Genomic DNA, 22,670 nt, shown 5'->3' on the forward strand with positions numbered 1-22,670 from the left:
GCTCGACCGGCACACACCCGCCGACCGACAAGAAGAATCCTCCGTCGCTCTGGCGGCCCGATCAAGCCCCGAAGGACTTCCGGACCTGACCGCTAAGGGGTGTCGCCCGGGGGCGTTGTCGCGGGCGTGCCCGGCTTCGCGTGGAGGACCTCGCGCGCCTGTTCCGCGGCGCGGGTGATGCCTTCGGAGACGAAGTCCATGAAGCGGGCGATGTTCTCCAGGCGGTTGGCGGCCGGGGTGTCGGGGCCGAGGATGCTGACGCCCTGGCGTGCGGTTTCTATGATCTGGGCGTTGGCGCGGGCGCTGGCGATCGTCGCCTGGTACCAGACGTCGTCGTCGACGAAGTAGCGCTCGCGGCGGCGTTCGTCGCGTTCCCTGCGGACGAGGCCCTGGCCCTCCAGGAACGTGATCGCCTTGGAGATGGACGCCGGGCTGACCTGGAGGCGCTGGACGAGTTCGGACGCGGTGAGGCTGCCCGTGTCCGTGATGTAGAGGCAGGACATCACCCGGGCCATCATCTTGGGCGTGCCGGCCTGGATGAGGACGTCGGTGAACACGTCCTCGAACTCGCGCACCGCCTCGGGGTCGCGTCCGTGGGCCTGCGGGAACGCCTCCGATCCCCGGGGTGCGGCCTGAGTGCGCCGGTGGGCGCGGCGTTCGGTGGCGCGGTGGGCCAGGTCGGCCCGGTAGGCGTTGGGGCCGCCGTTGCGCATCACCTCGCGCGAGATCGTCGAGGTCGGACGGTCGAGGCGCCTGGCGATCTCCGCGTAGGCGAGGTTGTCGGCCAGTCCCAGCGCGATCTGCTGGCGTTCCTGCTGATTGAGCCTGCCTCCCGGCATCGCGGTCTCCTTCGTGGTCCGTGGTGTCCCCCACTATAGCGTTCACTTCCATTTCATTGCAACGAACCTCATGCGGCGTGTTGCGTTAAGCGCGAAACCATTGCAATGAAATCTCAGCCCTGACCTGCGTAGATGCATTTTCAGCGCAACGAGTCCGTTGCCAGATCATCGAACGCAACGTAGCTTTTCGTTCATCAGAAACCGCGGGGCGCACGGAGCGCAGCCGCTGATGAAGGAGAAGCACCATGCAGAAGTTCGCCACCGCCGCCCCGATCGCCGCCGTCCTGGACATCCCCGCCGGGCTCATCCGGTTCATCGCCGCCGACCGGGCCGACACCACCGTCGAAATCCTTCCCGCCGACGCCTCCAAGGGCCGCGACGTGAAGGCCGCCGAGCAGACCACCGCCGAGTACAAGGACGGCGTCCTGCGGATCGCCGCCGCACCGGCGAAGAACCGGATCCTCGGCAACTCCGGATCCGTCGAGATCACCGTCCAGCTGCCGGCCGGCTCCCACGTCGAGGCGAAGACCGCGGCCGCCGAGTTCCGCGGCGTCGGTCGCCTCGGCGACGTCACCTTCGAGGCCGCCCAGGGCACGGTCAAGCTCGACGAGACCGCGAGCGCCCACCTCACCCTGATGGCCGGCGACGTCTGCGTCGGACGCCTGGGCGGCCCCGCGCAGATCACCACCCAGAAGGGCGACCTCCAGATCGCCGAGGCCCAGCACGGCACCGTCGAACTGTCCACCCAGGCGGGCGACATCACCGTCGGCACCGCCCGCGGGGTCTCCGCCACCCTCGACGCCGGCACCACCTACGGCCGGATCCACAACGCCCTCACCAACACCGACGGCGCCGCCGCCGGCCTCACCATCCGCGCCACCACCTCCTACGGCGACATCACCGCCCGCAGCATCTGACCCGCAGTCACCGCATCCGAAGGAGCACTCCTCATGACCAACCTGGCCATCGCGGCGAACGGGCTGCGCAAGTCCTACGGCGACAAGGTCGTCCTCGACGGGATCGACCTGGCGGTCCCCGCCGGAACGGTCTTCTCCCTGCTCGGCCCGAACGGCGCCGGCAAGACCACCGCCGTCAAGATCCTCTCCACCCTCCTCGGCGCGGACCCGGGCACCGGAGCCATCCACATCAACGGCCACGACCTGGCCGCCGACCCGCAGGCCGTGCGCGCCTCGATCGGTGTCACCGGCCAGTTCTCCGCCGTCGACGGCCTGATCACCGGCGAGGAGAACATGCTCCTCATGGCGGACCTGCACCACCTCTCCCGCAGCGAGGGACGGCGGGTGGCCGGCGAACTGCTGGAGCGCTTCGACCTGGTCGAGGCCGCCAAGAACCCGGCCGCCAGCTACTCCGGCGGGATGAAGCGCCGCCTCGACATCGCGATGACGCTGGTCGGTGACCCGCGGATCATCTTCCTCGACGAGCCGACCACCGGCCTCGACCCGCGCAGCCGCCACAACATGTGGCAGATCATCCGCGAACTCGTCACGGGCGGCGTCACCGTCTTCCTCACCACCCAGTACCTGGAGGAGGCCGACCAGCTCGCCGACCGCATCGCCGTGCTCAACGACGGCAGGATCGCCGCCCAGGGCACCGCCGAGGAGCTGAAGCGGCTGATCCCCGGCGGGCACGTCCGGCTCCGCTTCACCGACCCGGCCGCCTACCGGTCCGCGGCCCTCGCCCTGCGCGAGGTCACCCGGGACGACGAGGCACTGGCACTGCAGATCCCCAGCGACGGCAGCCAGCGCGAGCTGCGCTCGGTCCTCGACCGGCTGGAGGCCGCCGGCATCGAGGCGGACGAGCTGACCGTGCACACCCCCGACCTCGACGACGTGTTCTTCGCCCTCACCGGCCCGGCCGCCGCCGTCCCCGACCAGTCCAAGGAGAACGTCCGATGAGCTCCCTCTCCCTCGCCGTGCGCGACTGCTCCACGATGCTGCGCCGCAACCTCCTGCACGCCCGGCGCTACCCGTCGCTGACGCTGAACCTGCTGCTCACCCCGGTGATGCTGCTGCTGCTCTTCGTCTACATCTTCGGCGACGTGATGAGCGCCGGCATGGGCGGCGGCGCCGCCGACCGCTCCGACTACATCGCGTACGTCGTCCCCGGGATCCTGCTGATGACCATCGGCAGCACCGTCATCGGGGCCGCGGTGTCCGTCTCCACCGACATGTCCGAGGGCATCATCGCCCGCTTCCGCACCATGGCGATCCACCGCGGCTCCGTGCTCGTCGGGCACGTCGTCGGCAGCGTCCTGCAGTCCCTCGCCAGCGTGGTCCTGGTCGGCGCCGTCGCCGTCGCCATCGGCTTCCGGTCCACCGATGCCACGGCTCTGGAGTGGCTGGCCGCGTTCGGGCTGATCGCGCTCTTCGCCCTGGCGCTCACCTGGATCGCCGTCGGGATGGGCATGGCCAGCCCGAACGCCGAGGCCGCCAGCAACAGCGCGATGCCGCTGATCCTGCTGCCGCTCATCTCCAGCGCGTTCACCCCGGTCGAGGCGATGCCGGGCTGGTTCCAGCCGATCGCCCAGTACCAGCCGTTCACGCCGGCCATCGAGACCCTGCGCGGCCTGCTCCTCGGCACCGAGATCGGCTACAACGGCTGGCTCGCGGTCGCCTGGTCCCTCGGCCTGGCGGTGCTCGGCTACCGCTGGTCCGCGGCCTCCTTCCACCGCGACCCGAAGTAGCCGGTATGAGCCCGCGGGCCTCCTCCCGCAGCATCGTCCCGCCCCTGGGCGGCGTACACCGACACGGCGGTCGGCGTACGCCGCCCGTCGGCGTCGTGGCCCACGTGCGGGGAGTCCTCGGCCATGCCGACGCTCGTCCAGAGGTGCTTGAACACCGACCACAGGCGGCGGCCGGAGCCGCCGTCGTCGTGGGACGCCGGGGCGGTGGAGGAGTGCGGGGTGCGCGGCGCCGCGGGGGCGTCGAGGGACCCGTGGACCAGGCCGGCGCCCGCGGCGGCGAGGGCGGCCAGGACGGTCACGACCACGGGCCGGACGAGCCGCCGGATGCGGGTCCGGGTGCCGGACCGGGTCCGGGTCCGGGTGCGGGTCCGGGTGCGGGTGGGGATGCCGGCCATGGGAGTGCTCCTCGGGAGGCGGGGGCGTGCGGGGCGGGGTGGGTGAGCCCGTGCTTCCAGTCAGCCCGAGGGGGCGGATCGCGTCATGTCGCTGGAGTTCGGGACTTGACAGTCCGCGGACCGCTCAGCCGGCGGCCCAGAACTGCGCCAGAGCCGCCTCCTTGTAGGGATCCGGGGTCACGCTGAGGTCCCCCGCGAAGGGACGGTCCAGTGCCACCACCAGGAGCAGGCTGAAGCCGATCAGCCCGGCCACGGCCGATACGAAGAGCAGCTGCATCTTCAGGCTGCGCAGTCCGAACAGGAAGGTGAGCGGGACGATCACGAACGCTCCCCCGTACACCAGCACCTGGAGCAGGACCGGCAGCGAACTCTCGGCCATCGTGACGCGGGCCCGGCGCTGGGCCGCGACGTCGTTGAGGCGGGTGACCGCTTCGGCGTAGAAGGTCTCGGCGCGGGTGCCCTGCGGCTCGTAGGCCAGGAGCGCCTCGTAGAGGGCGTGCGTCTGCGGGCCGGTCGCCTCGTAGCTCGGCCGCCCGTCGCGCATCAGCGGCCACTGCACCTCGACGACGGCGTGCGTGTACGCGCCGACCGCCTGCTGCACCCGGTCGCGGTCGGCCGGCGGGAAGGCGTCGGCGCTGCGGACGACGAGGGCCAGGTCGGTGGCCTCGCTGGCGACGATGTTCTGGGTGTTCTCCAGCTGCGTCCACAGGGTGACGACGACGAAGGCGAGGATGATGCCGTAGATCGCGCCGAACATGCCGAGCGCGACCCCGACCATCTCGTTGTGTTCACCCCGGGCCAGGTGCGGGAAGCGGCGGCGGGCGGCCACGCTCCCGGCCACGGCGAGGCCGGTGAGGCCGCCGACCAGGAGGACGGCGATGACGAAGGTGCTGAGGTGGTTGAGCAGCCAGAGGATCATGCCCTGCTCAACGAGCGCCGCCGCTCCGCAGCCCGGCCTCAGCCGATGTTCGTCAGCCGACCTTCGGGGTCGTGGGGAGACCGGCGGTCAGGGCCGTGCCGGCGCCCTTGAGGGAGGAGTCCGTGGCCTGGCCGGCGGATCCGGCCGCCTGGGTGGTCACGCCCACCGCGGTCTTGGTGTCCTGTACGGCCTGGGCCGGGTGGTCGACGATGTCCACGACCCGGCCGACGACCGGGGGCGCCTGGTCGGGCGCCTCGTCGGCGTGCGCGGCGACGGAGGTGAGTGCGAGGGCTCCGCCGGAGACGGCCAGGACTGCGAGGGTGCGCTTCAAGGCGTTCATGCCCTGCCCAACGACCCGCCGCACCCCGGGTCACCGTGCCGGGCCGATCGGCGCCCGCGCACGCCCGCGGCCCCGGATCGGGGGAATCGATCCGGGGCCGTGGGGCATGACTCAGCGGGTGCGGCGCAGGGGCGCGGGGACGGTCAGTCCTCGACGACCAGGGCCGGGGTGGACTTCGTCAGGACCTCGCCGCGGAAGAAGGCCGGGCTGCGGCGCTCGGTGACGAACATGATCACCAGGCCGAGGGCCAGCAGGCCGACGCCGATGACGAAGACGTTGCCGACGTCGAGGCCGGGGAGCGTGGAGCCGGAGCCGTAGGACGGGTCCCAGGCGTCGTAGAGGGTCTTGAAGAAGACCGCGGCCAGCAGCAGGCCGCCCAGGATCGGGAAGACGCCCTTGAAGAACAGGTCGCGGGAGGAGCGGCGCAGCTCGCCGCGGAAGTACCAGACGCAGGCGAAGGCCGTCAGCGAGTAGTAGAAGCAGATCATCAGGCCGAGCGCGAAGATCGTGTCGGTGAGGACGTTCTCGCTGACCAGGGTCATGACCGTGTAGAAGACGCCGGTGGCGACGCCCGCCATGACGGTGGCGCGGCCCGGGGTCTTGAAGCGCGGGTGGACCTTGGCGTAGGAGGGCGGCAGGGCCTCGTACGTCGACATGGCGAGGACCGTGCGGGCCACCGGGATGAAGGTGGTCTGCAGGGAGGCCGCGGCGGAGGCCAGGACGGCCACGAAGAGCAGGATGCCGAGGACCGGGCCCATGACGGGGCCGGCGAGGGCGGCGAAGACGTTGCCCGAGGTCTCCTCGTTGGCGAGGCCGAGGCCCTCGCCGCCGGAGCCGACGGCCATCTGGGCGGCGACGCCGGTGGCCAGGTAGGAGCCGACCAGGACGATCATCGCGATGAGCGAGGCGCGGCCGGGGGTCTTCGTCGAGCCGGTGGTCTCCTCATTGGTGGCCAGGCACGCGTCCCAGCCCCAGTACATGAAGATCGAGAGCGAGAGTCCGGCGGTGAAGGCAGCCATGGACTCGACCGCGAAGGGGTTCATCCAGGACCAGGAGAAGTCCAGGCCGGTGTCGAAGGTGCCGGCGGAGGCCTTCTGGAAGGCCATGGCGACGAAGACGGCGAGCACGACGAGCTGGAGGCCGACCAGGGCGTACTGGACGCCCTTGGTGGCGGTCATGCCGCGGTAGCTGATGGCGGTCGCGACGGCGATCAGCGTGAGGCAGGTGACGATGTGGACGAGCTTGTTGTCGTCCAGGGCGGCGATCGACGGATTGTTCGTGATCTCGCCGGCCAGCAGCCAGAAGTACGAGGTGGCGACGCCCGCGAGGTTGGAGAGCACGATGATCGTGGCGATCACCAGGCCCCAGCCGCACATCCAGCCGATCCGCGGGCCGAAGGCCTTGACGGTCCAGGTGAAGGAGGTGCCGCAGTCCGGCATGGCCTTGTTGAGCTCGCGGTAGGCGAAGGCGACCAGGAGCATGGGGAGGAAGCCTGCGAGGAAGATCGCGGGCATCTGCATGCCGACCTCACCGGCGGTGGAGCCGAGGGTCGAGGTCAGGCAGTAGACCGGGGCGACGGTCGAGATGCCGATGACGGCGCTTCCGACCAGTCCGACGGACCCCTTGCCGAGGCCCTTGCCGCGAACGTCGCCCTCGGCGACGCCGCTTACCGTGTCTCCGGCCTGAGGCCGAACGTCCAGCTGAGTCATGAGTCAGGACGTTAGATGGTGCGTTTTCCACATCTGGACGATCGAAGTCCGGAACTCAACACCCCCGAACGCCTTCGAATCCTGAGACCGGGACCGTTCACAAGCACTTAATACAAGGTTCACTTTGACGTGCACCCGTGCTTCAGCAGGCTCGACCGAGACTCTTTCGGCATGCGGAAACCGCAGCCATGTCCGTTTTGCACATTTTCAAAGTTTCCGTCGTGACTTTGCGGTGACCAGTGGTAACAGCGATCCGGACGGGTTTGCCGTGGCCATGATCATCGACCTAGAGTCACCGCCGTTCAAGGTCATTTACACGGGGGACGAGCACACTCATGCGCATGCGCACTTCACTCATCGCATCGGCCGCGGCCGTCGCCGCGCTGCTCACGCTCACCGCCTGCGGCGGGGGTGAGAGCGGCGCGGCACCGGTCATCGGGGCCGGCTCCGGCGCGGACGGCGGCACCGGCGCCGACGGCGGCCCCCACGAGGGCACCCTGGAGAACCCCACCAAGAACGGCGGGGTCAACGGGAACGCGCCCAAGGACGGGACGGCCTTCCAGAAGCTGCCCAAGGCGGGCACCATGGCCGCCGCCGCCCGCTTCATCAACGGCTACACCCCGTGCGCCCCGGTCAGCCTCACCCCTCCCGAGGGCAAGGAGAACTCGGGAGGGGACTCCCAGTTCGGCCCGGCCTTCTCCGTCACCGAGACCGGCTACTGCGGTCGGCGGGGCATCACCACCGTCGTCCTGATCAAGGACCCCAAGGCCTTCCAGACGGCCTTCAAGGCCCGGATCGCCGCCAGGAACGGCGGCGGGAACCCCAACCAGGGCATCGTCGTCGGCCAGGACTTCGCCATGGGGTCCGAGAGCTCGGACGCCATGAGTGCCCTGCTGCAGCCGCAGGCCGGGCTGCTCATGCTCAACTGCCACCCCGACTTCAAGGCGCCGAGCGGCTACCGCAAGGAGCCGGCCCTGGTGAAGGGCTGCGTCCTCACGGACTACTACAAGGACGAGTAGGGGCCAGGACACCACCTTGCGACGACGTCCCGGGACCGGCCACCGGGCCCGGGCGTCATCGGCGAGACTGGCCCCATGCCCACGGCCGATGAGCTCCTCAGCGCAGACACCGTCACCGCCCTCGCCCGGCTGCTCGCCCACGCGGGCGGCCGCCGGTCCTCGCCGGCCCTGCGCGCCCGCGCCGACGCCCTCGACGGGCTGACCTTCAGCGGCCGCGTCGCCGCCGTCCGCGACGCCGTGCTCGACGACCTTCCCGGCGAATGGCCCGCCTTCGAGACCGTCGTACGCAACGCCCTCGCCCTGCCCGGCTTCGAGGGCTGGATGACCTTCCCCGTCAACGAGGCCGTCGCCGTCCGCGGGCTGGAGGCGTTCGAGCCCGGGCTGGACCTGCTGCACGACCTCACCTCCCGGCTCACCGCCGAGTCCGCCGTCCGGCCCTTCCTGCGCGCCGACCCGGACCGCGCCCTGGCCGTCGTACAGAAGTGGACCGCCGACCCGGACCCGCACGTACGCCGCCTCGCCAGCGAGGGCACCCGGCCCCGGCTGCCGTGGGCCCCGCAGCTGCCCGCCTTCGTCGCCGACCCGCGGCCGGCCCTGCCGGTGCTGGACGCCCTCTACCGCGACGGGTCCGAGTACGTCCGCCGCTCCGTCTCCAACCACCTCAACGACATCAGCCGCGACCACCCCGCCCTCGCGGTCGAGGCCGCGGGCCGCTGGCTGGCCGAACCCGAGGCCACGACCGACCGCGTCGTACGCCACGGACTGCGCACCCTGATCAAGGCCGGGCGGCCCGAGGCGCTGACCCTGCTCGGCCACTCCCCCGACGTGCCCGTCACCGTGAGCGGCCCGGTCGTCGCCGATCCGCGGATCGCCGTCGGCGAGTACCTCGTCTTCGACTGGACGGTCACCAACACCGGCCCGCTCGCGGCGCAGCTGGTCATCGACTACGTCGTCCACCACGCGAAGGCCAACGGCACCCGCACCCCCAAGGTGTTCAAACTCGTCACCCGCGCCCTGGCCCCCGGCGAAACCCTCGGCGGCACCAAGCGCCACTCCTTCAAGCCCATCACCACCCGCCGCTACCACTCCGGCGAGCACCTGGTGCAGCTCCAGATCAACGGCCGGGTCCGCGGCGAGGCCCCTTTTTCGCTGGACGCGTCCTGACCCCGCCTGACACCCTCTCGGCATGACCTACGGAATCGAGTCCCACCCCGCCCGATGAGCGTCCGTGACGAGCGCGAGCCGCTCGCCCCCCGGACGACGTCCCTGTACGACTACGCCCTCTTCCGGCACGGCATCGAGCCGGACGGCCACGTCCCGCGCAAGGGCTACCCCCTGCCCGACGGATCCCCGCCGGAGCCCTCCCGCAAGCATCTGACCTGGGAAGAGACGCGGACCGAGATCACCGCCGCGCTCACTCCCGCACTGGCCGACCCCGACCCGGTACGGGCCGCCGAGGCCGTCCACCAGAGGGCCCGCACGCTGGGGATGACCCCCCGCACCCTGCACGCGCACACCGCACGGCTCCCCCTGACCGACGAGGAAGCCGCCCGGCGCACCGCCCGGCAGCTGACCCGCACCGGTACCACCGCAGCGGCCGTCGTCATCGGCATCGCCCTGCTGATCCGCCTCGGCGAGCCCGAGGACGTGCCCTTCCTCAAAGCCCTCGGCACGCTCTCCGGCCTCGCGTCCGTGGCGAGCGCCGCACTCGACCCGCTCGACCGGCAGGCGGCCGCCCTCCTGGTGATCCGTGGCCGGGACCGGTCCGAGCGGCTGACCCCGCTCGCCACCGCGATCGCCACCGGTGACGCGGAGGCCGTCCGGGCCGCGCTGGTCGCGGTGCCCGACGAACCACAGCCCGTGCTCTGCCCCCGGCACATCGCCGAGGCCGCCGACCTCCACGGGCTGCTGTGCTCCCGTCCGGTGGACCCCGAACTGCTGGCCGTGGCGGGCCACCTGCTGCACCGGATGTCCCGCGACCGGGGACAACGACCGGAGATCCTCGACTACTTGCCGGCCACGTCCCTGTACGCGTTCTTCGTCGGGTACGCCGACCGGCTGCCCCCGACCCCGCAGCTCCACGAGCTGCTGCTGTCGACCGCCCTCGACCTGCACAGCGGGCCCGCCGCACTGCTGGACTGGCGGCCCCACCGGCGGGAGGCCCTGCTCGGCGGCCTGGAGCGGCTGCTGGACGGGCCCGCGTGGACGCCCGGCGCCGAGCCCCCTCCCGGGGCGGAACGCCGCCGCGCGGACTGGATCCGGCGCACCCGGCGGAAGCCGTTCGTCCCCGCGCCGGCGCCGGGATCGCACCCCCGCTGGGAGGTGGCCGTGGTCCACGACGCCCCGGACTCGAACTCCGTCGAGACCCGGATCCTCGTCGACGGACTCCCGCTGCTGCCCGCCCTGTTCGGGAAGGGCCCGGGCAGCGCTCCCGAGTACCTGATCGACAACGGCGCCCTGCGCGCCGGGCCCGAGCCGCGGGAGGTGCAGCTCGCCGAGGCGTCCTGCACCGAGGGCTGCTGCGGCGCGCTGTACGTGACGATCCGCCGGGACGGCGCGGAGGTGGTGTGGGACGGCTGGCGCGGGGCGGTGGGCCCGCCGCCGCCCGCGTACCGCTTCGACGCGGCCGCCTACGACGCCGAGCTCGAACGCGCCGGGCGGGACCACTCCTGGTGCTGGCCGGCCCGGCGCACGGCGCGGCTGATCACCGCCGGTCTGCGGGAGCGGCCGGACCTGCTGCGGCGCTGGGACCTCGCCGCCACCTGGGTCGGGACCGGCTGGCACGAGCCGCACACGACGGTGCTGTGGCTCGTGTTCTCGCCCCCGGACGGCGCCGAGGGGCCGGGCGGGACCCCGCTCCGGCTGTACTTCGAGTGGCGTCTGCCCGACGACGACGGCCTCCCGCCGGAGGACCTGGCGGCCGCCGCGCTGGAACGGATCGCGGGGTCCGATCCCAAGGGCTTCGCCCGCCTCCAGCGGGGCAGCAGCGAACTCGCCGAGTCCCTCGGCTACAGCTGGCCACAGAACTAGGCCGGGGTACGGCCGGGGTGTCCACCCCGGCCGTACCCCGTACCGCCGTACCCCGTACCGCCGGGCCTCAGCCCGTCCAGACGATCGACTGCATCTCGCTGTAGGCGTGCAGCGCGTACGAGCCCACGTCCCGGCCCACCCCGCTGCGCTTGAAGCCGCCGAACGGCGCCTCCATGTTGCGGCCGATGGTGTTGACCCCGACCCCGCCCGACCGCAGCCGCCGCGCCACCCGGAACGCGCGCGCCGAATCCCCCGACCACACGTAACTCAGCAGCCCGAAGTCGCTGTCGTTGGCCAGCGCCACGGCCTCGTCCTCGCCGCCGTCGAAGGGGACCACCACGACCACCGGGCCGAAGATCTCCTCACGGACCACCCGCATGTCGTTCGTGCAGTCGACCAGCAGGGTCGGAGCCACGTAGAAGCCGCGGCCGTCCCCCACCACCGGGCGCTCGCCGCCGTACGCGATCCGGGCCCCCTCCTTCTTCCCCAGCTCGATGTACGACTCCACCCGGTCGCGGTGCACCGCCGAGATCACCGGGCCGACCACCGTGCCCGCCGCCGCCGGATCACCGACCTTCATGAAGGCCAGATAGCCGGTCAGCTTCTCGATCAGCCGGTCGTGGACCGACCGGTGCGCGATCACCCGGGTCGGGGCCGTGCAGATCTGCCCGGAGTAGAAGGAGAAGGTCGTCCCGATCCCCATCACCGCCGCGTCCAGGTCCGCGTCCTCGAAGACGATCGCCGCGCCCTTGCCGCCCAGCTCCATCAGCTGCCGCTTCATGGACCGGCCGCAGACCTCCGCGATGCGCTGCCCGACGGCCGTGGAACCGGTGAAGGAGACCATGTCCACGTGCGGCGAGTCCACCGCGGCCTCGCCGACCTCCACCGCCTGGCCGCCCACGACGTTCACCACGCCCGCCGGCACCCCTGCCTCGTGCAGGGCGTCCGCCATCCTGAACACCGACAGCGGGTCCTGCGGCGCCGGCTTGACCACCACCGTGTTGCCCATGGCCAGGGCCGGGGCCACCTTGCCCGCCGGGTTCGCCCAGGGGTTGTTGTAGGAGGTGATGCAGGTGACCACCCCGACCGGCTGGCGCACCTCCAGCGCGCCCAGGATGCTCGCCCGCCCCATCGGGCCGGCCTCGGTGACCTGCGGGGGCAGGCCCCTCTCCACCGGTTCGAGGGCCCCCTTCGCGTACCGCCGGAAGCGGGTGACGCCCACCCCGACCTGCATGCCGCGCGCGATGCCGGTCGGTGCGCCCGTCTCCTGCCGGGCCAGCACCGCCCACGGCTCGTACTCCCGCTGCATGATGTCCGCGGCCCGGTCCAGGATCGCCGCGCGCGCCTCGGGCGTCGTACGGGACCAGCTCTCGAAGGCCTCGGCCGCGGCGCGCGCCGCCTCCTCGACCTGCTGGCGCGAGGCCTCGGGAGCGAGCCCGACCACCGACTCGTCCGCCGGGTTGATCACCTCGTAGTGGCCGCCCGCGGGCTCCACCCACTCACCGCCGATGTAGAGCTTCTGTGCGCTCAACGGGTGCTCACCGTCCTCGTGTCCCGGCCCGACCGGAGGACGATCCCGGGGATCGCCCCCGTCACCTCGTCGTCGCGGATGGTCTCCACGCCGTTGACCCGTACCGACACGATGCCGATGGCCCGCGCGTCCAGCCGCGGGCTGTCCCCGGGCAGGTCGTGGACCAGGGTCGCGGGACCGGCCTCGATCCGCTCCGGGTCGAAGAGGACCAGGTCCGCGTGGAAGCCCTCGGCGAGGCGGCCGCGCTCGCGCAGCCCGAACAGCCGGGCCGGGTCGTCGGTGAGCATCCGCACCGCCTGCTCCAGCGGCACCAGCTTGCGGCCGCGCAGACAGTCCCCGAGGAAACGGGTCGTGTACGGGGCCCCGCACATCCGGTCCAGGTGCGCGCCGGCGTCGGAGCCGCCGAGCATGACGTCCTCGTGCTGCCAGGTCTCCTGGCGCAGGGCCCAGCTCGCCGGATCGTTGTCGGTGGGCATCGGCCAGAGCACCGTGCGCAGGTCGTCGTTGGCGCAGATCTCCACCAGGCACTGGAAGGGGTCCTGGCCGCGTTCGGCGGCGATGTCGTTCACGACCCGGCCGGAGAGGCCCTCGTTCTCCTTGCTGTACGTGTCCCCTATGACGTACCGCCCGAAGTGGGCGAGGCGCCGGAAGACTCCGGCCTCCTTGCTGTCGGCGCGGCGCAGCATCTCGGCGCGTACGCCGGCGTCGCGGAGCTTCTCGATCCGCTCGGGGACGGGCAGGCCGAGGATCTCGCCCCAGCCGGGGATGAGGTTGAGCGCGCAGAAGGTCCCCAGCGACATGTTCATGGGGGTGAGGATGGGCATCGTCAGCGCGACGATCCGCCCGCCGGCCTTGCGGGCGCGCTCGCTGGGGATCAGCTGGCGCGGGACCCGTTCGGGGACGGAGGCGTCGATGGTGAGGACGTTCCAGTTGAGGGGCCGGCCGGCGGCGGCGCTCATCTCCACGAAGAGGTCGATCTCGTCGTCCGAGAACTGGTCGAGGCAGCCGGCGACGATCGCCTCCAGCTGGGTGCCCTCGTGTTCGGCGACCGCCTTCGACAGCGCGAGCAGCTCGGCGGGCCGGGCGTGGCGGGAGGCCACGGGGGCGCCGGACCCGTCGGAGTGGGTGGAGGACTGGGTGGTGGACAGGCCCCAGGCGCCGGCGTTCATGGCGTCGTGGAAGAGGTCGAGCATCTGCTGCATCTGCTCGGGGGTGGGCTGGCCGCCGACGGCGTCCTCGCCCATCACGTGGCGGCGCAGGGCGCAGTGGCCGACCATGAACCCGGCGTTGACGGCGATCCGGCCCTCCAGGGCGTCGAGGTACTCGCCGAAGGTGGACCAGGTCCAGTCGACGCCCTCTTCCAAGGCCTTGAGGGCCATGCCCTCGACCTTGCTCATCATGCGGCGGGTGTAGTCGGCGTCCTCGGGGCGGGCCGGGTTGAGCGGGGCCAGGGTGAACCCGCAGTTGCCGCCGGCGACGGTGGTCACGCCGTGGTTCATGGAGGGCGTGGCGTACGGGTCCCAGAAGAGCTGGGCGTCGTAGTGCGTGTGCGGGTCGACGAAGCCGGGGGTGAGGACCAGGCCGGTGGCGTCCTCGGTGGTGCGGGCCTCTTCGGTGACGGTGCCGGGCTCGGCGATGACGGCGATGCGGCCGTCGCGTATGCCGAGGTCTGCGACGCGGGCGGGGGCGCCGGTGCCGTCCACGACGGTCGCGCCCTTGATCAGGTGGTCGAGCATGACGTCCCTTCACACTTGGAGCCCCGCCGGTGGCCGGCGAGGCTGGATGTGGCCCCGGCCGATGGCCGCCCGGCCGGGGCCGGTGCGGGACGGCGGTCCGGGAAGACGCCGTCCCCGTACACGCGCCGGCCGGCCGGGGCTGGTGGGGCTCCGCCCCACACCCCGCGCCTCACACGCCGGCGGGGCTGAAAATCAGACGGCCTGGCGGAAGCGGGTCGTGCGGTGGACCGGGTCCGTGTCGATGTGCGGGATCACGTGTTCGCCGATCAGCTTGATCGTCGTCATCGTGTCCTCGGGCGAGACACCGGTCGGCAGGCCGAAGGACAGCTGGTCGGCGCCGGCCTGCTCCCAGCGCTTGCACTGGGCCCGGACCTCCGACGGGTCGCCGCAGATCAGCAGTTCTTCCGCGATCAGCAGTTCGATGATCTCCGCGTTGTACTCCGGCAGGGTCTCGGGCCACTGCGGGATCGCCTCGGGCCGCGGGAAGGTGTCGTGGTAGCGGAAGACCAGCGACTGGAAGCGGTTCATGTTGGCGTTGACGGCGATCTCGACGGCCTTGTCGTGGGTCTCGGCGCAGATCGCGGTCGAGGTGACCATGACGTTGTCGTTGACGAAGGCGCCGATGGCCTTCGCCTCCCGGATGGCCGTCTTGTACTGGTCGAGGACCCACTCCATGTCGGAGACCTTCTGCACGCTGAAGCCCAGCACGCCGAGGCCCTTCTTCGCCGCCATCGCGTACGAGGACGGGGAGCCGGCGGCGTACCACATGGCCGGGTGGGCCTTGCCGTACGGCTTGGGGAAGATCTTCCGCGGCGGGAGCGACCAGTGCTTGCCCTGGAACCCCTCGTACTCCTCCTGGAGGAACATCTTGGGGAATTCCGCGATGGTCTCCTCCCAGATCTCCTTGGTGCCGTTCATGTCCTCGATGCCCGGCAGGAAGCCGAGGATCTCGTGGCTGCCCGCGCCGCGGCCGGTGCCGAACTCGAAGCGGCCCTTGGAGAGGTGGTCGAGCATGGCGACCTTCTCGGCCACCTTCACCGGGTGGTTCACCGGGGCGAGCGGGTTGAAGATGCCGGAGCCGAGGTGGATGCGCTCGGTGGCGTGGGCGAGGTACCCGAGGAACACCTCGTTCGCCGACAGGTGCGAGTACTCCTCCAGGAAGTGGTGCTCGGACGCCCAGGCGTACTTGAAGCCGGACTTGTCCGCCTGTATGACGTACTCGGTCTCCTCGATCAGCGCCTTGTGCTCTGCCTCGGGGTCGACCTTGGACCGCGCCTCAGGCACGTATCCCTGCACAAAGAGCCCGAATTCCAAGGGGGTTCACCGTCCTTTGGTTTCTGACGTTCCGTCAGATTCGATGTCTCGACTGTTCCACTGCCGGGGTGCGAGCGTCAATACCTGACGTCCCATCAGAGAATGCTGACGCCCGCCATCCAGCCGCCGTCGATCACGAACGGCTGGCCGGTGATGTACGAGGAGTCCTCGCCCGTCAGGAAGAGCGCCAGCTTCGCGATCTCCTCCGGCTGCCCCACCCGCCCCATCGGGACCACCCGCTTGTACAGCTCGGCCATCGCGTCCCTGGCCTCGTCGGTCATGTTCGCCGGGTCCAGCAGGCCCGGGTTGGCCATCGGGGTGTCCACGGCACCCGGGCACATCGCGTTGACCCGGATGCCCTTGCCGGCCAGCTCCAGGGCGGCCACCCGGGTCAGGCCGAGGATCGCCGCCTTGGTGGCGGCGTAGGTCCCGACGTACGCCATGCCCGTCAGGCCCGTGTACGAGGAGGTGTTGACGATGGTGCCGCCGCCGGCCGCCTCGATCTCGGGGGCCACCGTCTTGATGCCGAGAAAGGCGCCCACCTGGTTGACCTGGACCACCTGCTGGAACTCCTCCAGCGGGGTCGCGGTCAGCTCGTTGAAGCGCAGGATGCCCGCGTTGTTGACCAGGCCGTCGACCGGACCGAAGGTCTCCTTCGCGACGGAGATCGCGGCCGCCCAGTCCTCCTCGCGGCTCACGTCCATCCGCACGTACCGGGCCCGGTCCTCGCCGATGTCCTTGGCCACCGCCGCGCCCTGCTCGTCCAGCACGTCGCCGAGGAGCACCCGCGCCCCCTCGGCGGCGAAGAGCCGGGCCTCCTGCTCGCCCTGCCCGCGTGCCGCGCCGGTGATGATGACGACGCGCCCGTCCAGCTTGCCCATGGTCCGTCAGCCCCTAGTCGTTGAGGAGGGGGGCCACCTCGGCCCCGAAAGCGGTGATCTGGTCGACGAGTTCGGCGCGGTCGCGGCTGCGGAAGCGCACCTGGATCTGGTCCACGCCGAGCGCCTGGTACTCCCGCAGGGACTCGGCGAGCGCCTCCGCCTTGCCGGTGAGGGCGCGGCGGCCGGTGTCCCAGCCGGGCTCGCCGACGTACAGCGCCTCGGTGATCGCGCCGAACTCGATGGGATCGGTGACCCCGGCCGCCTCGCGCAGCTCCCTGATCCGGGCGATCTGCTGCGGAAGCCTCTCGCGCGGGTCGCCCTGCGGGAGCCAGCCGTCCCCGCGTACGGCGGCGCGGCGTACGGCGGCGGGCGAGGAGCCGCCGACCCAGACGGGGATCCGCTCCTGCGCGGGCCGGGGCAGCTGGCCGAGGTCCTTGAAGGAGAACAGTTCGCCCTCGAACTCCGGGTACTCCTCGGGCCCCAGCGCCGCCCGCAGCGCGTCCAGGGTCTCGTCGAGGACGGCACCGCGGCGCGCGAAGTCCACGCCGAGGATCTCGAACTCCTCCTGCACGTGCCCGGCGCCCACCCCGAGGATCAGCCGGCCGCCGGAGAGGTGGTCGAGGGTGGCGTACTGCTTGGCGCTGATCAGCGGGTGGCGCAGGCCGAGGATGGCGACGTGGCTGAGGAGCCGGACGTTCTCGGTGATGCCCGCCAGGAAGGACAGGGTCGCCACCGGGTCGTACCAGACGGTGCTCATGGGTCCGGCGAGCCGCCGCGGGATGGCCACGTGGTCGCAGGTGGCCACGTACCCGAAGCCGGCCCGGTCGGCGGCCCGCGCGATCCCGGCGAGATCGGCGGCGGTGGCCGACGCCTCCCAGCGCTCGGCATAGATGGTGCTCTGCGACTGGACCGGGAGCTGCATCCCGTAGACCAGCCGACCTTGCGGAAATACGCGCGCCATGGCGGACCCGCCTCGCCTTCGTCTGCCGATTCGTCATATCGGTGCGGGGCCATCGTCGTAGCTGACGGACCGTCAGACAAGGGGTGTGACACACGCCGGGTCGAACAGGGGGCGTTCCCCTGCGCCGCTCCCCTCGCTAGGGTGCGCGGGTGGATCTGATACTCACGCTGGTCAGCGGGATCGCCTGGACGGTCGTGTACGTGGAGGCGATCCGCGTCGGGCTGCGGGACCGGACGTACGCGATGCCCGTCGCCGCGCTCGCACTCAACTTCGCCTGGGAGGCGACCTACGCGGCCCGCGACATCTCGGTCGGGATCTCCGCGCAGGGCGTGGTCAACGTGGTGTGGGCGGTGGCCGACCTGGTGATCGTCTACACCTACCTGCGCTTCGGGCGGGCCGAACTGCCCGAGTTCGTGACCCGGCCGCTCTTCGCCGCCTGGTCGCTCCTGGTGTTCGGTACGGGATTCGCCGTGCAGTGGATGTTCCTGGCGCACTTCGGGGCGCACGACGCGAGCCGGTACTCGGCGTTCCTGCAGAACCTGCTGATGTCCGGCCTGTTCATCGCCCTGTACGCCTCCCGGCAGGGGCCGCTCGGACAGTCCCTGACCATCGCCGTCGCCAAATGGCTGGGGACGCTCGCCCCGACCCTGCTGTTCGGGGTGCTGGAGGACGCGCCGTTCATCCTCGGTCTCGGGATCCTGTGCAGCCTCTTCGACCTCGCCTACATCGGACTGCTGCTGCGGCCCCGCCTCGCCCGGCTCAGAAGCCTTCCGGCCCCATCACGATGACCGGCTCCGCCGCCGGGTCGAGGGTCTCCAGGACCTTCTGCATGGCCGCCCTCGGGATGCCCACGCAGCCCTGCGAGGGCCCGTCGTGGTCCACGTGCAGCCAGATGTTGCCGCCCTTGTCCTCGCCGTCCGGCATGACCGGGTCCAGCGGGGACCGGCCCGGCCTGCGGTTGAAGTCGATGGCGACGACGTAGTCGAAGGAGCCCGCCAGGGACTCCCCGTTCACCCCGAGGCCCGAAGGGACGAAGCCGTTGTTCTCGTCGTACGGGAGCCGGGTCCCGGGCGGCTTCGGCAGGAGACCGCCCGCGTCGGTGAGCGCGAACACGCCCATCGGCGAGGTCAGATCTCCGTATGTGCGTTCGGTGGACCAGCCCTTGGCCCCGTTGCGGGCCGGCCAGCTCCCGGTCCGGACCCAGTCGGCGCCGGCCGCGGGGCGCGTGTAGAAGGCGGCGGTGGAGTCCGAGGAGTCCACCGCCTTTCCGGTGACCAGGATGAGCTGGCGGGACTCGGCCGGGATCCGGGCCCGGGTCTGCTCGCTGACGCCGGTCAGGCCCTGCGGGGCGGCGGCCTGCTGCGCGGCCCGCCGGGCATCCTGCTGGGCGGCGGCGCGCTGCACATCACGAGCGGCGCGGTCCTCCGCCTGCGGGCGGGCGTCCGCGTGGGTCTGCGGCCGGGGGCCGGCGGCCCTGTCCGGGTCCTGGGCCACGTACACCCAGCCGGCCGTGAAGGTCGCCAGGCCGAGCACGGCGGCGAGGGCCACCCGGCGGGTCCTGCGGATCGCACGGGGCTTGCGTGGCTTGCTGCGCGGGCGGGAGCGGGCTCGGGCGTGCTGGCTCATTCCTCCGACCGTACATCAGCAGGCCCCCGGAGCCCGGGTGGCTACGACGTGCGCGCCTCGCGGGTCAGCGGGAAGCGGACGCGGACCGTGAGGCCGCCCTCCGGGGCCGGATTGGCCTCCGCCGTCAGCTCCGCCCCGTGCGCCCGCGCGATCGAGGCCACGATCGACAGTCCCAACCCGGCGCCCTCGCCTGCGGTGTGCAGCCGTTCGGCGCGCCTGCGGAAGGGCTCCAGCAGCCCCGGCACGTCCGCCGGATCGATCACCGGGCCGGTGTTCGACACCGTCAGTTCCCCCTCCGCGGAAGTGGACACGGTGATCCGGCCCTCCGCGCGGTTGTGGCGCACCGCATTGGTCAGCAGGTTCCGCAGCAGGTGCCCCAGCAGGGTCCGGTCGCCCGGCACGGTCAGCGGCGCGAGGGTCCGTACGACGGTCAGCCCCTGCTGCGGACACGCCGCCAGCTCGGCCGCCGCGAGCGCCGCCAGGTCCACCGGACCGGTGGACTCCAGCCCCTGTTCCGAGACGGCGAGCAGCAGCAGGGACTCGATGAGGTGCTCGCTGGAATCGGCGACACCGATCAGCTTGGCGCGGATCCGGGCCACCTTCTCCGGTGACGGGTCCCCCGCCAGGCCGATCTCGGCCGCCGCCCGCTGCACGGCCAGCGGGGTGCGCAGTTCGTGCGCCGCGTTCGCCGCGAACCGCCGTTGCGCGGAGACCAGCTGCTCCATCCGCCCCAGCATCGCGTCGAAGGTGTCGGCCAGCTGCTTGAGCTCGCCGGGCGGCGCGTCGAGGGAGATCCTCTCGTCCAGGTTCTCCCCGGACAGGCGGCGCGCGGTCTCGGTGATCACGCCGACGGGGCGCAGCACCCGGCCGGCCATCCACCAGGCGAGCCAGATCGACAGCACGGCGAAGACGGCCAGCGCGAGGAGGGAGTACATGAGCAGCCGCTGCCGGGTGGCCTCGGTGACCGCGTCGGAGAGGTTCTGGGTGTACGCGTAGCCCTTGAGCTGCTCGGGGGTGGGGGTCTGGCCCGGGGGAAGCTTCTGCGCCGGTTGGCAGGGGCAGCCGGGGGCGAGCGTCCGGCCGGGGACGGGCGGCCCCGGCGACTGGAGGACGTAGGCCGGCGAGACGGTACGGACGGCCCCGCTGACGCTCGCGTACAGGCCCTGGCCGACGAGAACGTAGACCAGCGCCACCAGGCCGCCGCCCGCCAGGAGCAGCAGGGAGCCGTACAGGGCGGTGAGACGGCCGCGCTCGGTGCGCAGCAGCCGCGTCGACGGGCGCCCGCTCACCGGGCCGCGATCCGGTAGCCCGCGCCCGGCACGGTCTCGATCAGCGGCGGCTCGCCCAGCTTGGCGCGGAGCTTGCTGAGGGTGACGCGGACGGCGTTGGTGGAGTAGCTGGTGTCCTGCTCCCACACCTGCTCGATCAGGTCGTCGTTGCTGACGACGGCGCCCTCGGCGCGCAGCAGCGCCTCCAGCACCGCGAACTCCTTGCGGGACAGCGCGAGCCGGTGCCCGTCGCGGGTGGCGCCGCGCCGGGCGGTGTCGACGGCGACCCCGGCGCGCTCCAGTACGGGCGGCAGCGCGGGGCGGGCCCGCCGGCCCAGGGCCAGGACGCGGGCGAGCAGCTCGTCGTAGGCGAAGGGCTTGGTGAGGTAGTCGTCGGCGCCGAGACCGAGGCCTTCGACCCGGTCCCGTACGGTCCCTGACGCGGTCAGCATCAGGACGCGGGTCAGCAGCCGCTCGCGCACGACCTGCCTGCAGACCTCGTCGCCGTGCAGGCCGGGCAGGTCGCGGTCCAGGACGAGGACGTCGTACTCGCCGAGGCGCAGGCGCCTCAGGGCCTCCAGGCCGTCGCTCGCCTCGTCGACCGCGAGCGCGTCGCGGCGCAGCCCCTCGGCGATCATCTCCCGGAGGAATTCCTCGTCCTCCACCACCAGTACGCGCATGGCGTCCTCTTTACCGGAGATCGGTATTTCGCCGTTGTAAGCAGGGTGCGAGAGGGAAGCGAAAGGCCCTTTCACCGCAGGCTCGGGCTCATGAAGCGATCCCTGATCATGACCACGGCCGCGGTCGTCACCGGGCTGACCCTGTTCGCCACCGCCTGCGCGAACGACTCGTCGGCGGGGAAGAAGGACTCCTCCGGGGGTGGCGGCGGGGGCGGCGCCGGCACGGTGGCCGACAACGCGGTGAAGATGCGCCAGTGCCTGCGCGAGCACGGCATAGACGTGCCCGACCCCGAGCCCGGCCAGGACCCGCGCGGGATGACGCTGGGCGGGGACGCCGATCCGCAGAAGATGCAGGAGGCCATGAAGGCCTGCGGGATGAGCACCGGCGCCGGCGCCGGCAAGGAGCCCACGCAGGAGGAGAAGGACAAGGAGCTGGAGTGGATCCGGTGCATGCGCGAGAACGGGGTCGCCCTCAAGGACCCTGAGTACAACGGCGGCATGAAGAGCGCCACCGAGATCCCCAAGGGTCAGGAGAAGGCCTTCGAGGAGGCCCAGAAGAAGTGCGACACCGGCCGATGAGGAAGCGGGCCAAGTGGCTGCTGGCCTCGCTGGCCGCCGTACTGGCCGTCTCGGGCGGCGGCTGGGCCGTCATGGCGCAGCCGCAGCGCGACGCGGGCGGGCAGGAGCGGCGCGCGGCCGGCGGACTGCCGCCGGCCACGGCGCCGGTCAAGCGCGGCGACCTCGGCTCGGGCCTCCAGGTGGAGGGCACCCTCGGCTACGCGGGGGAGCGCAAGCTCAACGCGGCCGGGCCCGGCGTGCTGACGTGGATCGCGGGCGAGGGTTCGGCGGTGGAGCGGGACGGGAAGCTGTACGAGGTCAACGGCCGGGCGGTGCGGCTCATGTACGGGTCCACGCCGGTGTACCGGCCGCTGAAGGCCGGCGACAAGGGCGAGGACGTCAAGCAGCTCAAGCGCAATCTGCAGGCCCTCGGGTACGGGACCGGGCTCGACCCGCAGGACGGCACCTTCACGGCGGGTACGGCCACGGCGGTCAAGCGGTGGCAGAAGGCGCACAAGGCGGCGGAGACGGGCGAGGTCGGCAAGGAGGACATCGCCTTCGCCTCGGGGCCGCAGCGGGTGCGCGCGGGCGACGCGGCGGTCGGTGACGAGCTGGCGCCGGGCAAGCCGGTGCTGACGGTGACGGGCACCGAGCGGATCGTCCGCTTCCAGCTGGACGCGGCGAAGGCGGGCGCGGCGAGGGCCGGCGACCCGGTGACCGTACGGCCGGCGGGAGGCGGCAGCGCCACCGGGAAGATCGACTCGGTGGGCGGGGCCGGCCGGCCCGACGACGAGAACGGCGGCGGCGCGGGCGGCCCGGGCGGCGGTGGCGGCGGCGGCGGCGGCGACAAGAAGGCGCAGGTCGAGGTGGTCGTCGCCTTCGACAAGCCCGCCGAGGTGAGCGCCCCGGACCAGTCCCCGGTGAGCGTCGGCCTGACCGGTGAGACCCGCAAGGGCGTGCTCTCCGTACCGGTCAACGCGCTGCTCGCGCTCGCGGGCGGCGGCTTCGGCGTCCAGGTCGTGGAGGACGGCCGGGCCCGCGAGGTCCCGGTCGAGCTGGGCATGTTCGGCAACGGCCGGGTCGAGGTGACCGGCGACGCTCTTGAGGAGGGCATGCAGGTGGGGATCCCGAAGCTGTGACGGCCACGACGACGCATCCGC

The 22,670-nt window shown here is 72.0% G+C and carries 22 protein-coding genes; 9 read left to right on the plus strand and 13 right to left on the minus strand.

All coding sequences use genetic code 11. The features are described from left to right. Positions 1-92: 92 nt before the first annotated feature. Positions 93-839: a helix-turn-helix domain-containing protein gene (locus ACFY04_RS35220; protein ID WP_389123361.1), complete on the minus strand. Its 747-nt coding sequence runs from the start codon at positions 837-839 to the stop codon at positions 93-95. A 245-nt stretch (positions 840-1,084) separates the two neighbouring features. Here ACFY04_RS35220 and ACFY04_RS35225 point away from each other — a divergent pair, with 245 nt between their 5' ends. The 3 genes from ACFY04_RS35225 to ACFY04_RS35235 are packed head-to-tail and all read left to right on the plus strand — an operon-like array spanning position 1,085 to position 3,543. Beyond that, positions 1,085-1,756, plus strand: coding sequence for a DUF4097 family beta strand repeat-containing protein (locus tag ACFY04_RS35225; protein ID WP_389123364.1), 672 nt, complete (start codon positions 1,085-1,087; stop codon positions 1,754-1,756). A 33-nt stretch (positions 1,757-1,789) separates the two neighbouring features. Further along, complete coding sequence (locus ACFY04_RS35230; RefSeq protein ID WP_389123366.1) at positions 1,790-2,755, plus strand: ATP-binding cassette domain-containing protein; 966 nt, start codon at positions 1,790-1,792, stop codon at positions 2,753-2,755. Further along, on the plus strand, positions 2,752-3,543 hold the full coding sequence (locus tag ACFY04_RS35235) for an ABC transporter permease (protein WP_389123368.1): 792 nt from the start codon (positions 2,752-2,754) through the stop codon (positions 3,541-3,543). Before ACFY04_RS35230 ends, ACFY04_RS35235 begins: the two co-directional genes overlap by 4 nt. On the opposite strand, the gene ACFY04_RS35240 is transcribed toward ACFY04_RS35235, so the two are convergent. The 4 genes from ACFY04_RS35240 to ACFY04_RS35255 all read right to left on the minus strand — a co-directional run bounded on the left by ACFY04_RS35240 (position 3,501) and on the right by ACFY04_RS35255 (position 6,906). Next, a complete protein-coding gene (locus ACFY04_RS35240) occupies positions 3,501-3,938 on the minus strand; it encodes a hypothetical protein (RefSeq protein WP_389123370.1) in 438 nt (145 codons plus the stop codon). The genes ACFY04_RS35235 and ACFY04_RS35240 overlap by 43 nt on opposite strands. Before the next feature lie 124 nt (positions 3,939-4,062). After that, complete coding sequence (locus ACFY04_RS35245) at positions 4,063-4,857, minus strand: DUF4239 domain-containing protein (RefSeq protein ID WP_389123372.1); 795 nt, start codon at positions 4,855-4,857, stop codon at positions 4,063-4,065. 52 nt (positions 4,858-4,909) lie between these two features. After that, the gene (locus ACFY04_RS35250) at positions 4,910-5,197 is read right to left on the minus strand and encodes a hypothetical protein (RefSeq protein WP_389123373.1); all 288 of its coding nucleotides are present in this window, start codon (positions 5,195-5,197) and stop codon (positions 4,910-4,912) included. A gap of 143 nt (positions 5,198-5,340) precedes the next feature. Further along, positions 5,341-6,906 carry an APC family permease gene (locus ACFY04_RS35255; protein WP_389123375.1) on the minus strand — a complete coding sequence of 522 codons (1,566 nt, stop codon included), beginning with the start codon at positions 6,904-6,906 and terminating at the stop codon, positions 5,341-5,343. Between the two features lie 341 nt (positions 6,907-7,247). Here ACFY04_RS35255 and ACFY04_RS35260 point away from each other — a divergent pair, with 341 nt between their 5' ends. The 3 genes from ACFY04_RS35260 (at position 7,248) to ACFY04_RS35270 (ending at position 10,955) form a co-directional block, all read left to right on the plus strand. Beyond that, positions 7,248-7,925, plus strand: a complete 678-nt coding sequence (locus ACFY04_RS35260; RefSeq protein WP_389123377.1) for a hypothetical protein — start codon at positions 7,248-7,250, stop codon at positions 7,923-7,925. A gap of 75 nt (positions 7,926-8,000) precedes the next feature. Then, entirely contained in the window at positions 8,001-9,089 is a 1,089-nt protein-coding gene (locus tag ACFY04_RS35265; RefSeq protein WP_389123379.1) for a DNA alkylation repair protein, read from the plus strand. Between the two features lie 54 nt (positions 9,090-9,143). Beyond that, a complete protein-coding gene (locus tag ACFY04_RS35270; RefSeq protein WP_389123380.1) occupies positions 9,144-10,955 on the plus strand; it encodes a hypothetical protein in 1,812 nt (603 codons plus the stop codon). A gap of 67 nt (positions 10,956-11,022) precedes the next feature. On the opposite strand, the gene ACFY04_RS35275 is transcribed toward ACFY04_RS35270, so the two are convergent. The 5 genes from ACFY04_RS35275 to ACFY04_RS35295 form a co-directional block, all read right to left on the minus strand. Then, positions 11,023-12,486: an aldehyde dehydrogenase family protein gene (locus ACFY04_RS35275; RefSeq protein WP_389123382.1), complete on the minus strand. Its 1,464-nt coding sequence runs from the start codon at positions 12,484-12,486 to the stop codon at positions 11,023-11,025. Continuing rightward, positions 12,483-14,222: an amidohydrolase family protein gene (locus ACFY04_RS35280; RefSeq protein WP_389123384.1), complete on the minus strand. Its 1,740-nt coding sequence runs from the start codon at positions 14,220-14,222 to the stop codon at positions 12,483-12,485. Before ACFY04_RS35280 ends, ACFY04_RS35275 begins: the two co-directional genes overlap by 4 nt. Positions 14,223-14,414: 192 nt before the next feature. Continuing rightward, entirely contained in the window at positions 14,415-15,536 is a 1,122-nt protein-coding gene (locus ACFY04_RS35285) for an LLM class flavin-dependent oxidoreductase (RefSeq protein WP_052872699.1), read from the minus strand. A gap of 95 nt (positions 15,537-15,631) precedes the next feature. Continuing rightward, entirely contained in the window at positions 15,632-16,417 is a 786-nt protein-coding gene (locus ACFY04_RS35290; RefSeq protein ID WP_389123387.1) for an SDR family NAD(P)-dependent oxidoreductase, read from the minus strand. Positions 16,418-16,430: 13 nt separating this feature from the next. Next, positions 16,431-17,378, minus strand: a complete 948-nt coding sequence (locus ACFY04_RS35295; RefSeq protein WP_389123389.1) for an LLM class F420-dependent oxidoreductase — start codon at positions 17,376-17,378, stop codon at positions 16,431-16,433. Between the two features lie 149 nt (positions 17,379-17,527). Between ACFY04_RS35295 and ACFY04_RS35300 the strand changes: the two genes are divergently transcribed. Then, a complete protein-coding gene (locus tag ACFY04_RS35300; RefSeq protein ID WP_389123391.1) occupies positions 17,528-18,166 on the plus strand; it encodes a hypothetical protein in 639 nt (212 codons plus the stop codon). Here the strand turns inward: ACFY04_RS35300 and ACFY04_RS35305 are convergent. Genes ACFY04_RS35305 through ACFY04_RS35315 form a run of 3 tightly spaced genes read right to left on the minus strand, consistent with a single transcriptional unit; the run spans position 18,138 to position 20,952 of the window. After that, positions 18,138-19,004: a L,D-transpeptidase family protein gene (locus ACFY04_RS35305; RefSeq protein ID WP_389123393.1), complete on the minus strand. Its 867-nt coding sequence runs from the start codon at positions 19,002-19,004 to the stop codon at positions 18,138-18,140. The genes ACFY04_RS35300 and ACFY04_RS35305 overlap by 29 nt on opposite strands. A 41-nt stretch (positions 19,005-19,045) precedes the next feature. After that, positions 19,046-20,293 carry an ATP-binding protein gene (locus tag ACFY04_RS35310; protein WP_389123395.1) on the minus strand — a complete coding sequence of 416 codons (1,248 nt, stop codon included), beginning with the start codon at positions 20,291-20,293 and terminating at the stop codon, positions 19,046-19,048. After that, on the minus strand, positions 20,290-20,952 hold the full coding sequence (locus ACFY04_RS35315) for a response regulator transcription factor (RefSeq protein ID WP_389123398.1): 663 nt from the start codon (positions 20,950-20,952) through the stop codon (positions 20,290-20,292). Before ACFY04_RS35315 ends, ACFY04_RS35310 begins: the two co-directional genes overlap by 4 nt. Positions 20,953-21,042: 90 nt before the next feature. Here ACFY04_RS35315 and ACFY04_RS35320 point away from each other — a divergent pair, with 90 nt between their 5' ends. Then, entirely contained in the window at positions 21,043-21,531 is a 489-nt protein-coding gene (locus tag ACFY04_RS35320) for a hypothetical protein (RefSeq protein ID WP_389123401.1), read from the plus strand. Next, entirely contained in the window at positions 21,528-22,649 is a 1,122-nt protein-coding gene (locus tag ACFY04_RS35325; protein ID WP_389123404.1) for a peptidoglycan-binding protein, read from the plus strand. Before ACFY04_RS35320 ends, ACFY04_RS35325 begins: the two co-directional genes overlap by 4 nt. The last annotated feature ends 21 nt before the right edge of the window (positions 22,650-22,670 follow it).

Source organism: Streptomyces sp. NPDC001549, assembly GCF_042894025.1.
In the GTDB taxonomy this organism is placed as follows: Bacteria; Actinomycetota; Actinomycetes; order Streptomycetales; family Streptomycetaceae; genus Streptomyces; species Streptomyces kutzneri.

Bases quoted from the DNA above. Each gene is read 5' to 3' on its own strand.
- ACFY04_RS35315 (WP_389123398.1), bottom strand. From the start codon at position 20,952: ATGCGCGTACTGGTGGTGGAGGACGAGGAATTCCTCCGGGAGATGATC.
- ACFY04_RS35230 (WP_389123366.1), top strand. From the start codon at position 1,790: ATGACCAACCTGGCCATCGCGGCGAACGGGCTGCGCAAGTCCTACGGC.
- ACFY04_RS35255 (WP_389123375.1), bottom strand. From the start codon at position 6,906: ATGACTCAGCTGGACGTTCGGCCTCAGGCCGGAGACACGGTAAGCGGC.
- ACFY04_RS35280 (WP_389123384.1), bottom strand. From the start codon at position 14,222: ATGCTCGACCACCTGATCAAGGGCGCGACCGTCGTGGACGGCACCGGC.
- ACFY04_RS35260 (WP_389123377.1), top strand. From the start codon at position 7,248: ATGCGCACTTCACTCATCGCATCGGCCGCGGCCGTCGCCGCGCTGCTC.
- ACFY04_RS35295 (WP_389123389.1), bottom strand. From the start codon at position 17,378: ATGGCGCGCGTATTTCCGCAAGGTCGGCTGGTCTACGGGATGCAGCTC.
- ACFY04_RS35235 (WP_389123368.1), top strand. From the start codon at position 2,752: ATGAGCTCCCTCTCCCTCGCCGTGCGCGACTGCTCCACGATGCTGCGC.
- ACFY04_RS35265 (WP_389123379.1), top strand. From the start codon at position 8,001: ATGCCCACGGCCGATGAGCTCCTCAGCGCAGACACCGTCACCGCCCTC.
- ACFY04_RS35250 (WP_389123373.1), bottom strand. From the start codon at position 5,197: ATGAACGCCTTGAAGCGCACCCTCGCAGTCCTGGCCGTCTCCGGCGGA.
- ACFY04_RS35225 (WP_389123364.1), top strand. From the start codon at position 1,085: ATGCAGAAGTTCGCCACCGCCGCCCCGATCGCCGCCGTCCTGGACATC.
- ACFY04_RS35320 (WP_389123401.1), top strand. From the start codon at position 21,043: ATGAAGCGATCCCTGATCATGACCACGGCCGCGGTCGTCACCGGGCTG.
- ACFY04_RS35290 (WP_389123387.1), bottom strand. From the start codon at position 16,417: ATGGGCAAGCTGGACGGGCGCGTCGTCATCATCACCGGCGCGGCACGC.
- ACFY04_RS35325 (WP_389123404.1), top strand. From the start codon at position 21,528: ATGAGGAAGCGGGCCAAGTGGCTGCTGGCCTCGCTGGCCGCCGTACTG.
- ACFY04_RS35240 (WP_389123370.1), bottom strand. From the start codon at position 3,938: ATGGCCGGCATCCCCACCCGCACCCGGACCCGCACCCGGACCCGGACC.
- ACFY04_RS35245 (WP_389123372.1), bottom strand. From the start codon at position 4,857: ATGATCCTCTGGCTGCTCAACCACCTCAGCACCTTCGTCATCGCCGTC.
- ACFY04_RS35305 (WP_389123393.1), bottom strand. From the start codon at position 19,004: ATGAGCCAGCACGCCCGAGCCCGCTCCCGCCCGCGCAGCAAGCCACGC.
- ACFY04_RS35220 (WP_389123361.1), bottom strand. From the start codon at position 839: ATGCCGGGAGGCAGGCTCAATCAGCAGGAACGCCAGCAGATCGCGCTG.
- ACFY04_RS35270 (WP_389123380.1), top strand. From the start codon at position 9,144: ATGAGCGTCCGTGACGAGCGCGAGCCGCTCGCCCCCCGGACGACGTCC.